The organism is Aurantivibrio infirmus, assembly GCF_054767315.1.
In genome coordinates this window covers 263,379-276,686 of sequence record NZ_BAAFSK010000007.1, presented here as the reverse complement: position 1 = coordinate 276,686, position 13,308 = coordinate 263,379, and the positions used below count along the sequence as shown (strand labels likewise).

Annotated in this window: 15 protein-coding genes; 2 read left to right on the top strand and 13 right to left on the bottom strand. The window is 42.5% G+C overall.

Annotated features, from left to right (window positions below; all coding sequences use genetic code 11):
- Positions 1 to 78 precede the first annotated feature (78 nt).
- From ACYUCY_RS16550 to ACYUCY_RS16515, 8 genes are all read right to left on the bottom strand, one after another.
- Positions 79 to 840, bottom strand: a complete 762-nt coding sequence (locus ACYUCY_RS16550; RefSeq protein ID WP_460227632.1) for a hypothetical protein — start codon at positions 838 to 840, stop codon at positions 79 to 81.
- 65 nt (positions 841 to 905) lie between these two features.
- Positions 906 to 1,574, bottom strand: a complete 669-nt coding sequence (locus tag ACYUCY_RS16545) for a hypothetical protein (protein ID WP_460227631.1) — start codon at positions 1,572 to 1,574, stop codon at positions 906 to 908.
- Between the two features lie 93 nt (positions 1,575 to 1,667).
- Entirely contained in the window at positions 1,668 to 2,054 is a 387-nt protein-coding gene (locus ACYUCY_RS16540; RefSeq protein ID WP_460227630.1) for a hypothetical protein, read from the bottom strand.
- 111 nt (positions 2,055 to 2,165) lie between these two features.
- On the bottom strand, positions 2,166 to 2,831 hold the full coding sequence (locus ACYUCY_RS16535) for an adenylate kinase (RefSeq protein WP_460227629.1): 666 nt from the start codon (positions 2,829 to 2,831) through the stop codon (positions 2,166 to 2,168).
- Positions 2,832 to 2,951: 120 nt separating this feature from the next.
- On the bottom strand, positions 2,952 to 3,416 hold the full coding sequence (locus tag ACYUCY_RS16530; protein WP_460227628.1) for an SMI1/KNR4 family protein: 465 nt from the start codon (positions 3,414 to 3,416) through the stop codon (positions 2,952 to 2,954).
- Positions 3,417 to 3,497: 81 nt separating this feature from the next.
- On the bottom strand, positions 3,498 to 3,941 hold the full coding sequence (locus ACYUCY_RS16525) for a hypothetical protein (RefSeq protein ID WP_460227627.1): 444 nt from the start codon (positions 3,939 to 3,941) through the stop codon (positions 3,498 to 3,500).
- A gap of 483 nt (positions 3,942 to 4,424) precedes the next feature.
- A complete protein-coding gene (locus ACYUCY_RS16520; RefSeq protein WP_460227626.1) occupies positions 4,425 to 4,841 on the bottom strand; it encodes a PaaI family thioesterase in 417 nt (138 codons plus the stop codon).
- Positions 4,842 to 4,980: 139 nt separating this feature from the next.
- Positions 4,981 to 5,364 carry a hypothetical protein gene (locus ACYUCY_RS16515; protein ID WP_460227625.1) on the bottom strand — a complete coding sequence of 128 codons (384 nt, stop codon included), beginning with the start codon at positions 5,362 to 5,364 and terminating at the stop codon, positions 4,981 to 4,983.
- Between the two features lie 95 nt (positions 5,365 to 5,459).
- Between ACYUCY_RS16515 and ACYUCY_RS16510 the strand changes: the two genes are divergently transcribed.
- Entirely contained in the window at positions 5,460 to 6,533 is a 1,074-nt protein-coding gene (locus ACYUCY_RS16510) for an integron integrase (protein ID WP_460227624.1), read from the top strand.
- 41 nt (positions 6,534 to 6,574) lie between these two features.
- Positions 6,575 to 6,907: a hypothetical protein gene (locus ACYUCY_RS16505; RefSeq protein ID WP_460227623.1), complete on the top strand. Its 333-nt coding sequence runs from the start codon at positions 6,575 to 6,577 to the stop codon at positions 6,905 to 6,907.
- Positions 6,908 to 6,935: 28 nt separating this feature from the next.
- On the opposite strand, the gene ACYUCY_RS16500 is transcribed toward ACYUCY_RS16505, so the two are convergent.
- The 5 genes from ACYUCY_RS16500 to ACYUCY_RS16480 are packed head-to-tail and all read right to left on the bottom strand — an operon-like array spanning position 6,936 to position 13,304.
- The gene (locus ACYUCY_RS16500) at positions 6,936 to 8,261 is read right to left on the bottom strand and encodes a DUF58 domain-containing protein (protein WP_460227622.1); all 1,326 of its coding nucleotides are present in this window, start codon (positions 8,259 to 8,261) and stop codon (positions 6,936 to 6,938) included.
- A complete protein-coding gene (locus ACYUCY_RS16495) occupies positions 8,258 to 9,355 on the bottom strand; it encodes an AAA family ATPase (RefSeq protein WP_460227621.1) in 1,098 nt (365 codons plus the stop codon). The genes ACYUCY_RS16500 and ACYUCY_RS16495 overlap by 4 nt, the downstream gene beginning before the upstream one ends.
- Complete coding sequence (locus ACYUCY_RS16490; protein ID WP_460227620.1) at positions 9,352 to 10,716, bottom strand: DUF4350 domain-containing protein; 1,365 nt, start codon at positions 10,714 to 10,716, stop codon at positions 9,352 to 9,354. Before ACYUCY_RS16490 ends, ACYUCY_RS16495 begins: the two co-directional genes overlap by 4 nt.
- Positions 10,706 to 12,340, bottom strand: a complete 1,635-nt coding sequence (locus ACYUCY_RS16485) for a hypothetical protein (protein ID WP_460227619.1) — start codon at positions 12,338 to 12,340, stop codon at positions 10,706 to 10,708. Before ACYUCY_RS16485 ends, ACYUCY_RS16490 begins: the two co-directional genes overlap by 11 nt.
- Entirely contained in the window at positions 12,321 to 13,304 is a 984-nt protein-coding gene (locus tag ACYUCY_RS16480; protein WP_460227618.1) for a stage II sporulation protein M, read from the bottom strand. Before ACYUCY_RS16480 ends, ACYUCY_RS16485 begins: the two co-directional genes overlap by 20 nt.
- Positions 13,305 to 13,308 lie beyond the last annotated feature (4 nt).

Genomic DNA, 13,308 nt, shown 5'->3' with positions numbered 1-13,308 from the left:
TCCAAGCAGCCGAATTGCGGGCGTTTTAATGGCCTGCTTTTCAAGGCCATTGCCCGCTGTTTCGGCTGGCTTGGTTTGTTAAGTTTTATTGCTACTGTATGCATAATTTTTATTAGCCGACTCTTCCATACCGATTACGAGTGCTTCACACTCCTTAAAAGCTTCTTCATCACCAAATGCTTTGGAAGCCAGGGCAAAGGATGTGAGAGTCCTATAATAGTAGTTCCACACTTCATCTCGATATTCTAATTCTCTTGGAGTCCCACTCATTCCCTTCATATGAAATTGACCTGGAGAACCTCCGTACATTTCCATAACTTGAGGTGATGCAGCGTGAACAAACCCGGAATATGCTTTAGATACCGTTCTCGCTGCTTCTTTTCCGGTACTAGGGTCATCGCCCGCTTCTTCTTGATAGTTAATATACGCTTGAATTTTTTCCCTCCGTACCATTGGGCGCTTTTGGGTGGATTTCAAACTACTTTCCTGATCGAATTCTTCTTCCCAAAAGGCGTCGAGGAATTTGTTGTGTAAATCCTTGAGATCGTTTTTTATGACGCCCATGCTGAGGAACGTAATATCCTCGTTTAACTCATCCAGCACTCGATGCATTACAGCTTGTTCCTGATAGTAACCATGTTCCATCAGAATTTTGGTTGCGTTGAGAGAACTAGTTACCCTTGCAAGTTTTTGAACAATTGCTTGATAAATTGTCTGCTCTTTATACCGAAATACAAACGAATCTCCACAAGGTACTTGCACTGGAGGTTCGACTTTAGCGCTCAACTTGTGTGTCAGCTCTTCAGCTAGAACCGTTATTTTCTTGAATAATATTTCCATACTCGAAAATAAACTTAACGCCTTAAGAAGAGGCGCCGATTAAGGCGTCCTTCTTGCTTAATTTGTTAGAGCTTTTCCTCGCTGCGGGCCATAAAATCATTTAGTGCCTGCGAAAAGAACACTACTTGCCCTTTAGAATAATTATCATATTTCCCATGAGCGGCATCATTGCGCAACCCAAGCCATGCGATAATATTCTTTTGATCAAGCTTGCTATATATTTCTGCTTTCGCCAAGTCAGCATTAAGAACGTCGGCTTTTTTAGGGCTAATTTTTCCTTTCGATTCGATTTCAACTTCTACCCCATTGTTTCTAGCTAATTGCCTGAGGTGTTCCTCTAAGGTGCTACCTAACATTACGGCAGCTGCATCTTTATAGCCTTCATCCAAAAGGTGATTGGCCATTTCAATAAAATCTGAAAAAAGTTCTGCACTTACGACGCCTCTGATACTTTTATGCCAGCCTTGATCAATTTCATCGGAAATCGCCTCAAGCACACCGAGCGATTGTTCGATGGTTGGTCCGTAATTACTATCCTTTGAGTGAAACTCAATGTAGTAAGGATGTTTTTCGCCATAGAACTGGCTTATGAAAGATAGACCCGCTGTACGATATTTATTTTGTATTCTTCCATCGACTATATCGCTTCTATGCTCAGTGCTTCGTTTAGTCGATAAAACCTGCCCACATAAATCAATTAGATATTCAATTCTTTCTTTAAGGGGATTCTCCATTCGATCTCCGTTTTGTAGCTCTAACGCCGCAATTTGGGGCGCGACGCCAGGAGCGTCCCGCCGCGTCTTTTCGCGGCAAACAAGATTGCTTTGTTAAGCATTTTTTACCAATGGATTTGTCAATTTAAAAGATGATTCTGGAACAACACTACCAGTGACTGCACTTATTATTGCCATTTCGAACCTCTCTTTAAAATCATATATTTGATCTGTAGATAAATTCCGAATTTTGAAGATGTCGTTTTTTACAAAATGCGATGTAACCAAATTTAAAACTTTTTGTTGGATAGTTAAAAGCTTATATGCGAGATTGCGATCTACCATATCAGATTCTTTATTATTCTTCGCGATCTGTAATAATTCTAAATGTAACGACCAGAACGAATCGACATCCCACTCGCGATATTCGACCAGTCTTTCGTAAAATGAGCCTTTCCATTTTGGATGGCCTGGAATATTTCGTTCTAACTCTTGATACATCTGCACTTCCTTGATGCTTAACGCCCGCAGAACCGGGCCTGCAAGCGCTTATTGGCCTGCTTTTTAAGGCCAATGCTTGCTGGGTCCGTGTTGCTGCGTTTGTTAAGCCTTTTATTTGCCAAGCTTAGATAATAGTTCATTTTTTACATTCTCTATTGAACTGCTACCATCGATTTTTATATATTGAGCTGAACTATTTTGTTGAAAATAATTTGCAGCAGCCAGGGTACCAGTAACATTGTCGTAATATATGTCATGCCTTTTGTCGATAGCTTCTTCATCCTGGTCATCAGCTCTTGTTTTTAAACTTGCGCCGCAGACTCGGCACAAGTTGTTAGCAGGCTGAATTGACTCTATATAAATATTATTTGGATGATGCGAATGCTCTGTGCAGATTCTTCTGCCCATTATTCGATTTTTTGCAATTGGACGCTCAAGCTCAATTTCTATTATAAAATTTAATTCGCTACCGCTTTCGATTAGAGATTGGTTCAGAGACCTTGCTTGCGAAACGTTTCTTGGAAATCCATCAAGAAGCCAGCCTTGGTTTTTTATGTTGCCCAAAGTTTCAAGTACCATCGGAATCGTAATTTCATCCGGGACCAATTCTCCTTTTTCCATAAATTCACTAGCTTTTTTCCCAAGCTCTGTTCCTTGGCCAAGATGCTCTCGAAATATATCTCCAGACTCTATATGCGCAAGAGAGTAAATATCCTTTATAAGGTCACTTTGCGTTCCTTTACCACTACCATTTGGTCCAAAAATTATAATGTTCATTTAATACTCTAAACTCTAATGTAGGCTTAACGCCGCAATTAGCGGGCCCGGCAAGCGTTTAATGGCCTGTTTTTCAAGGCCATTGCTTGCCCGGGTCCGCTAGATTGCTTTGTTAGCAATTTATTCATATTCAGTAAGACTAAGTTCGTTGGTGATGTCTAGATTTTTAAACCCGTTGCCGACAAATGATTTTAAAAAGGAACCAATGTCTGGTGCAACTTTTCCATAACCCAATGGATCATGGCAACAGTAAAATATTTCAGAATCGTTTTCGGATTTTGGATTAAAAACAAAATAGTTACCTAGAGTATCTGTCGCGATTGCAACGAACCCTTCGATCGGCCCGTTATCTTCATCGAATGGGTATATTTGCTCAGCGTGATTTATGTAAAAATCCTCCGTAGATCCTGACCCAAGCTCCAACAGGAATTCTTTTATCTCCGGCGGAAAAGTGAACCTATACTTTTCTTCAACTTTAGAGAGCAACTCTGGAGAATTCTTCTTTCCTTGCGAGTAGACAGGCTTTTCTCCAAACAAGAATTTCTTGCGAGTTGCTGTTTTAATTTGTGATATTTGCTCGTTCATATGTATTGCTAACGCCTTTAGCACGCGAAAACGGTTGTGTAGCGAAAGCGAAACAACTGGTTTTCGCTGTGCCTAAATTTGTTAGGTGTCGCTTTTCCAGCAATCGGTACTTTCATTTTTTTCATCAAAAATTGATATTCTCTTTAAATTAACAATTTCATAGTAACCACTGATATTTCTATCTTCTTGAATGTACAACAAATCCCCCTGCAAGCGAGCGTTGTATCCACTACAGATATCGGAAATATATTTTCCATCAACAGCTATATCTTCAACATAAACCGAAGATGCAAAATCTAAAACTGAAGCACTATCTTTGGAAATAAACAAATGAAGGCTTCCAGCTGAATCCGAAAGGTAACCATATACTTGGATATGTTGGTCTTCATATTTTTTTGGATTAGCTACAATATTTATAAGTGAAACAGATAATGGCGAGCCTGGAGCCATAGAGTACATTTGAAATTCCTGTCTTTCACAGGAAATTAAAATTATACAGCTTGCAATAATCAACAATTTCTTCATAGATTTTTATTTCACCTAACGCCAAGGTTTGGGGCGCGACGCCAGGAGCGTCCCGCCGCGTTTAGCGGCATACAACACCGCCTTGTTACGTGTACTTAATTTGTATTTCATTTAAGGCACCGTTGCTGCCGATACGTACAAACAAAAAACTTGAAACTACCGCGATTGTTTTACTTTAGCAAGCTACCGATTAGAACGTTGTTGCTGCAAAAAGTACTTGCGATGAACTTTACTGAGCCGCGAACTACGATACTTATAGAATGAAATTTTTAACCTTGCTCCGTGGCTTCTCTACCCTGCGACAGGGTTTGAGTTACTACCGCACTATCTAGCATCTTTTGTAACTTAAAGAATGCACATTTGTTTTTTGCGGCGACACTAAATTATGATTTTTAATACACGTAACGCCTACAACAGCGGCGAGCCACGGAGTGGCGAGTCCTGTTGATTGTACTTGTTACGTGTTTTTTTATTTCAGACATTTTATTTTGGTATTGAGAAGGTGCCTACAGCATGTGCTACAGGATTAGTGTTGCCATCCGAGAGTATTGAAACTTCACCTACTACCAAACTTTTACCCACTTTTAAAAGCGAACACTCTGCTAATAGATCGGATGAAGCTACTGGCCTTTGAAGAAAGTTTATATTCATGTTTGTGGTAACCGCCATTGCAGTTATACCAAGCTCTCCAAATATGGCTGCATATAATGCAGCATCTGCAAGTGCCATCATAAAGGGACCCGATACTGTGCCTCCGGGCCTTAAGTCTTGCTTCGTTACTGGCCTTCTTAATTTTGCCTGCTTATTTCCCAAGCTTTCTACTATTAATTTAGTACCTTCAAATTGCTGCTCAAAGAATGTCTGGACTTCCTCTTTTGTCGCCATTTCATCAATTCTCACATTCTTTCAGATTTACAGACACGTAACAGTTTAATAGATAACGTGGTCAGATATAGGCACCGTGCCTATATCTGACCACTTGTGTCTACATCTAGGCACGGTGCCTACATCTAGCCACGTTACGTATTTTTCGAATTGTCTACTGCTTCTCATTTTTTCCTTCAACTTTTCTAATTATCCTCGATTTCAATCCAATATTAATTGCGGATTGATATTTCATGCACCATTGTTTTTTATTTTTATCCCATCGTGCGCCGGCTGCTTTCGCTTTAGTTTGTAATTCTCGCCCATGGTATCCGATTCTAATAAAAACTAACGAGCGAGATCGCGATTTCAGGTAACCAATCTGTTGACGATTCTTACTCATCTTGGTACGTTCATCAACCACAACTTCCACTGTTGTTAAAATCAACCCTCGCTCCACGTCCTCGCGATAACGTACTGCCAACAGATTGTCGCCCCATTCATCCAAAAACCGCACACTCCCCTTCTCACCCGCAGCAATTGTCTTTATCACCTTCATAAAACCTCCTTGTGAACATTTTTAACTCCGCAGTTGTAAATCACAGAAATACTGTTAATATATACAGCTATATTCTAAAAGCAAGGAAAGCTGAAATGGATGTAAATAAGCGAAAAGAAAATCATCGTAAGCGCACGACATTCTCGAATATTGACTTCAATGTTTACGAATCGCGGTTTGCAATGGATGGCGTGCCGCCGCCAATACCGCTTCAACCAACTCGACTTCTTGACCAAATACGTTTATTTCTTCGCAAAACGGGCAAAAGCTATGCGACAGAAAAAACTTATATTTATTGGATACGTTATTTCATTCGCTTTTGCGAAAAATCTCACCCGAAAGACCGTGGTACTGAAGATGTCTCAGACTTTCTTACTCAGTTATCAACTCAACGAAATGCTTCCGTTAATACTCAGAAAACAGCTTTAAACGCGCTTTCCTTTTTATACAACCAGTTTTTGAACCAACCACTCGGCGATCTAGCTTTTCGTTATGCGAAGCGTCCGCCACGCATACCAACGGTTTTTTCCCACGAAGAGGCAAAAGCGGTTATTGCAGAATTACAATCGTCTTCGCAATTGATCGCGCAGTTATTTTATGGATCGGGGCTTAGAATTTCAGAAGCGGTTCGATTGCGAGTTAAAGACATTGACTTAGCTATGCACTATATCGTTGTGCGCGATGGAAAAGGCAATAAAGATAGAACAACGTTGCTGCCGAAAAGTTTGAATTCAAAACTCACCGAACAAATCGAGCGAGTAAATATTCAACACCAAAAAGATCTTGAAGTCGGTGTTGGTGCCGCTTATTTACCCAATGCGCTTGCGCGCAAGTATCCGAATTACCCGAAGGAACTAGGTTGGCAATATCTATTTCCCTCTACTTCACTGTCGGTAGATCCAAGAGCGGGAGTTGAGCGGCGTCATCATATCCATCGACAAACTATTCAACGTCAAGTCCATCATGCAATACGCAAGGCGGGCATTCACAAACAAGCAAGCTGTCATACATTTAGGCATTCCTTTGCAACACGACTATTGCAAAAAGGTTATGACTTACGAAAGATTCAGCAGTTGATGGGACACAGCGATATAAAAACCACGGAAATATATCTTCATGTACTAGAAGATATTGGTGGATGGGTTGTTAGCCCGATGGACGAAGATTAATTTATTTCTCTAAACACTATTATTTTTATTCGAGGTCAATAATGAACAGAAAGGAAACTTTGGACTACTTCGATAATTATAGCTCGAGTAGGGATGAACTGTACGAACATAGAAGCATGCTGCCGCAACAAGTGATGCGAATTTTGTGGGACGGCTTTGCTTGTGCGGTCGATCATGCAGAAACTACGAGCGCATATTGCGATGTGAGCTTTGCCGCTCAAACTTATTCAAATTTAGTCGATGCGGCAATCGACTTGCCTGAGCTTCAAGCTGAATATTGGGTTGGTCGTGCAGATGATTATCTACCAACTTTTTGGTGCGTATGGATGCAATGGCTCGATGAGCGACATGAGAAGAGAACAAGATTAAACTAAAATACCTTGCTTAGATTTAGCTTCGCCCCTAAATCCTCCCACTCCTCTTCAGCGCCCAATACTGATTCACTAAATGAATCGGCAGTTGCTGCGGAATTGAATCAGCGACGATGACGCCGCTACTGCGGACTCTGTCGAGAAGGCGGGTGCGCATGGCGAGGATTTCGGTGGTTTCGCAATACAGCAAACTGGAATCAAAATCAGTTACTGGTTCTTCGATAACTTCGTCGAGGAAATTTTCGCGCAGGCTGGCGACCATAACTAAATGTTTTTTGTTTAACAATTGCGTCGCGGCAACGACATCGTCGCGGTCTTCTTCTCTGATATTGGTAAGTACGATAACTAAGGCGCGCTTGCGATGTCTTGCCATTAACTCTGTCGCGGCTTCTACCAAATCGCTCGTCGCGGTGCTGGAGTGTAAATCATAAACTGAATTTAAAATGACATTGATATTGGCTTTGCCTTTTACCGGCGGCAGCCAACGTTTATCGCCGGCGTAACTTAACAAACCAATGCCATCGCCTTGGCGTAAGGCGACGTAAGACAACAACAACATTGAATTTAAGCAGTGATCGAAATGACTGAGTTCGCCGTCTTTCGCATGCATTCGACGACCACAATCCAAAAGAAAAATAATGTCTTGATCACGTTCGTCTTGATATTCGCGGGCGATTAATTTTCGTCTTCGTGAACTGGCTTTCCAATCGACTTGCCGCGAGGTATCCCCATTGCGATATTCCCGGAGCTGATGAAAATCTAATCCTTCACCGCGACGTTGTAATAAGTGAACGCCGAGTTGACTCGATTGCTGATCATGCCCTAACTGTTCGAATTGCGTTATCGCAGTGAAGTTTGGATACACATTTACCGTTTGCGGTATCGAGTAGCGGTACCGATAATCCCAAAGTTTACCAGGCGATTTAATACGGATTTCGACGGTAGTGAAGTGGGCATCACCACGGGCGTTAGGATGCGCCCAATAATTTATTTCCGTCGCTTTGTTCGCCATTACCACAACGGACACCGGCAAACCTTTCACATGAATTTGCTCGGGGTAATGATCGGCGACGGTGCAATATAAATCTCGCGCCAAATTATTATCCAAACGGATGGTAACTTTATTACCAACCCCAACGGCAAAACTACCGGGTAAATCGCGGTACACGGTTAACGGATTTTTGTAACTCGAAAAAAAACCATCCCACAAAGCAATGAGCAAGAAGATGGCGAGTGCGAACCACCACAAGTTAGCGAACAAAGCCGTCTCTGAAAAATACAGACGTAACAAGGCAACCGCCAAAGCGGAACCGCTTATGATCAACAGTATTTTTATAAAAAGACGGCTGGGTCTCATTTACGCGGCGCTTCCACAGTTTCGAGTAACTGATCCAAAACACCGTCGACGCTTTGCCCGTCAATTTCCATATCCGCCGATAAAATTATTCGATGTCGCATTACCGCGTGGGCTAGTTTCTTAACATCATCCGGCAACACAAACTCATCGCCTCGTAATAATGCGCTTGCTCTGGCTGCTTTAACCAACGCGATACTGGCTCGCGGTCCTGCGCCTTTAACAATGGCGGTGCTTTCTCGCGTAGCGCGAACTAAACGCACTGCATAATCCATAACTTTATCGTCAATGGTTATTGCGCTGGCTATTTTTTGAAGTTTTATCACATCATCGGCGTTAATAAGCGCTTCCGTATTACTGACCGACAGCAAGTCATCAGAAGGCGCTCTAGAAACATCTTTGGTTAATTTTATTTCACTGTCATAGTCAGGATAATCCATTAGTACTTTTACCAAAAAGCGATCAAGTTCCGCTTCCGGCAATGGATAGGTGCCCTCTTGCTCAATCGGGTTTTGCGTCGCGAATACCATAAAGGGCAAGCTTAATTTCATTGCCTCCCCTTCGATGGTGATTTGTTTTTCTTGCATCACTTCTAACAAGGCCGCTTGGGTTTTCGCAGGGGAGCGATTGATTTCATCGGCCAATAATAAATTGGTAAATACCGGACCTTTACGCACATGAAACTCACCGTCTGCCATGTTGTACATCGAATGCCCCGTAATATCCGCAGGCATCAAATCTGGTGTGAATTGAATGCGTTTGAAGGTACCGCCAAAACATGTAGCCAAGGTGCGCACCAATAAGGTTTTTCCTAAACCGGGGATGCCTTCTAACAATACGTGGCCATTCGAAAGCAAAGCAACAATGACTTGATCAACAACTTCTTCTTGACCGATCAAAACACTGTTAATTCGCTCGCGAATTTTTGCTAAACGTTTGCTGGCACTTTGCACGGCTTGCGCGACATTTGAAGTCGCCGGTTTTTCATTGCCTACGTTGCCAAACCTCTCACTAATTTCGTTATTGGATGGAACATCACTTGCGACATCACTTATCTCTGACGTTTCCGATGAAGGTTTTTCATTGAAGTCTGTCATAACATTTTCCTAATTTTTTGTAATGTTTTTACTGCGTGAAAAAATCGAATTTCATCGGCTGGCGCCGCACCGTGCATTAACCCTTGCAAGGCCTGCTCAGGTTGCTGTGTTATTTCCGCGAGCTTGCTAAGTTGTACGCTTCCGTCAAACGTGTCAAAACCAGGATAGCGTTTTCTCATGGCAAGCCAAATATCCTCGCGCAAGCTTTCAACAAGTTCATCCGGCATTTTATTTCGCCAAAAATAATCACCCACCGCGAGAACATGTTCTTTGAATGATCGACGCGCGACTGCCCTTGAGTTTAGAATTGGCCCGAAGCGTCTAGAAAAATAATAGACCCAGGCCAAGGAGAGAATAATAAGTGCAATACACAGCTCAAAGTAATTATTCCAAATCAACGCCATTAGGCCTGGGACCGATGCACCGTAGAGAAATATAACGTGGTCAGAAGGAGCGACTAACGCGCGTAGCAGATAGGCGTGATCAAACATTCCGATTTGTTGAGATTGCCAAATATTTAAATCTGCCATCACACTTAATCTACCGTCACCAATTTGTAATTGCAGATAGCCAACAGCAATATCACTCTCCGTCCAGTAATTTAGCTTATGCCCTTCGTATTGTTTGTCCTCGCGATACATTGCAGGGTGATATAAAGAACCACTACCAGTAAAGTCCGCCCGGAAAGAATAGCCTGTCGGCTCAAGGTCAATTAACACCGTGTTTTCAGGTATCGAATAATCTTCCAACGCTTTCATATTTTCTGAGAATGAAAATGAATTGGCGGAAAAATCCCTAGAGAATGATTGTCGCTCTCTTAGCCGCCTGCGCCGATCTCGCTCGGCTTGCCGCTTAACTCGCTGCAACTCGGTATCGTCACTTTCTGTTTCAAATTCATTGAAGTCATCGACACCAAAAATTTCCTCGGCATTTACATCGCCTATCCAAGTATCTTCTTCGGTAAATTTTTCAACATTAAAATAGGACAGTAGAATATCGTTTTGCTCTTCATCGTTTAATTGCGCTTCAACAATTACGTGGCCCCCTCTTTCTATCCACTCAACAACGTCATTCACTCTTGAGTTAATTACCACATCGTTTGCATTTTTAATCACCAAGACCTTGTCAGTGGATAGACTTTTGACATCGATAAGCTGATTACTCGATTCCGATTCGATCCCATATAATGCCAAAAAACGCTCGGCCGCCAGATAAGGGTTCTCGCGTGCCTCGTCACTCCAAATTCCGCTCTCAATTGTTTCTACGCGTTCTATGTTTCTCAATACCAGATAAACGAGAACCGCAACAGCGGCGAGCACGCAAACCATAATAAGCGATATTTTTAACGCTTTAGCTTGCATGCTGGGCCTCATTTACAAAAAAACCTGACCATTGTGAACACAAATACTGAACTTCGCTTCTGTCTGGAGTTTGGTGAGCATAGGCGATCAATTGCCAAACACGGGTTAATTGTTTTACGTAGCTACTAAGTCGCTCATTCGATCTTTGGCTAACAACGTCGACACATTCTTGCTCCGTGTAGCCATCAAAAAATTCAAAACTATAGGTATAAATAAGGCCGGATAGTGTCGCGCGATATAACAAGCCCAGTGCTTCACGGTGTTGGCCTTGTTGCCATAGTTTATCCACCTCTTCGGTGATGTTGTCTGGCAGACTTTCTTGTCTCACGTCCAAACCGAATAGCACTTCAGTCTGCTGTTTTTCAACTTTTTGTTTTCTTGGTATCACAATAGCGGACAAGGCATCACGGAAACGATAAATGACAAAGGCGATGACGGCTCCAATCAGTAACCAGAATAGAATTTCGAAACCACCGAGAAATAAACCAACGAAATCGCGTATGCCGCCGAAAAAATTTTCGAGCCAGCTATTTGAAGGTTCTCTAACCTCGGGTACGTCTTCGCGCTTCCAGCGCCAGGACTCCGTCTTTTCAGGTTGATAAAAATCATCGCCCGATAAAATTTCAATGATCTCATCTTTGGATCGCTGAGCGCTTGGCGATTCAGCTAGCTCTTCATAATACTGTTGGACAAAAGGAGAGAGGCTGGTTTTATTTTCTTGCTCTTGGGTCGTATCTGTTTGCGCCCAAGAATGTTGCGGTAAAGTCGTTGCCAATAACATCCCCATCATGGCGCTAGCAATTAATGCGGACATCAGTTTTGAATTAAGCCCAGTGTTCGAATCAGCTGCTCCTTTGTTTTTAAATATCGGCTTCTTAATATTTTTCTCTTGGTGCTGCATTATCAAATGTCGGAAGCGAATTTCAATATCCCAGCCCTCCAGTTCTATACGCCGACATATATACAAGGCGAACCCCGCCACCGTGTAAAAAGGAGCAAGTGCGGCAACACAAAGCCAATAAAGGAAGTTAAGGAAAATCGCTTGGGCCGGATCATCGGATTGAAGATAGCTTGCCCAGTCGACATCGACTTCAATAGGAATCAGTAAAAACACGGCCCCCATTAATCCAAACGCTAAAATATATTCAATGCCAAAACAAACCAAAGTCAAACCAATCGCAGCACCTTCAGATTTTTGGTGGAGCAAATTTAATCGGCGAGAGCGCTCGGCTCCTCTTAAGCCTTCTAAAATACCAATAGGAATATCGTAAGAACGTGTTGGGCTAAACCGACGCCAAGTGAGAGATGAAAACCAATCTCTTCTAAAGATTGAAAACATTCGTCGCAATACGCCTTTCACTTCGAGAGGCTCGCTAAACAAGGCGCGACTTGCCAACATAATCGGCAGACGATCCCATAGCGGTTTGAGCCACCAAACCAGAAGAAAACAACTTAAGGGATAATTAGGAAAAATTGCGGTGACAACAATAAATAGAAAGAAGCTTGGAATTGCCCAACTCAAGGCTAATGGCAACCACCATTTGCGAGCCATGACGAAACCTAAATCGATGGCTTCCCAAGGGGTGCGCAAACGCGGGTCTATTTTAATTCGGCTCAGATCCATGATATTTCTTTCTTCCAACTAAGCCGATATAAGATAAAACCATGAGCCACAACGCAACACCGACAGAAATTTTGACGGGTATTGGCAAGCTCGCTTTCGATGACCAAAACGCCTCGAGAAAGGCGGCGATTAAAAGCATCGCTGCTGCGCCAAAAACAATTTGAATGACGTCTTTACTGGCATCTTTTAGGGCCGCAATGCGTGTCTGCGACCCGGGAGCAATCAACACGGAACCAATTTTTAAACCAGCACCGCCACAAAGAACAATTGCAGTTAGCTCGAAAGAACCATGACCAATCACGAATGGGTAAAAAGTCGAGTAATAACCCAGTTGACTGAGATGGCCACCGACTGCGCCGATCATAATGCCATTAAACACCGTAATAAAAGCCGAGCCGATGCCGAAAAAAATACCTAATGCAAAACTACGAAACGCGATGCCGATGTTGTTATAGATATAGAATCCAAACATGTATAAATCGCTGTCGGCTTCACGCTCTCTTCCCAATACCCGCGCCGCGGGGTCATACATTGACTCCATGCCGCGAACTTGCGATGTATCCATAATTGAATAAATTAATTCGGGATCGAGATAACAAAGGATGCCCATACCAAACAAGGGCACACAAAACAATGCGGTAGACAAACGGATAAAAAAACGATTGCGATACAGCGCGACGGGAAAATCTTCAATAAAAAAACGTAGCCATTGATAGCGAAAACGCGCGCTTTGCGAATATAAAATATTATGGCATTCGACAACGATTAAGTTGAGTCGGTCAACGAGAAAGGTGCTGTAACGACGATGTTTAGCCAACGCAAGATGATGGCAGACTTGTCGATAATGTACTGGCAATCGTTGCAGTACTTCGGGATCTCTGTCGCGCTTTTTCTTGCAAGCTAAAAGCGTTTCTAGATCTTGCCAAACCATTTGATGGGCTAATTCAAAGTCCTGTTGCTTCATCTAT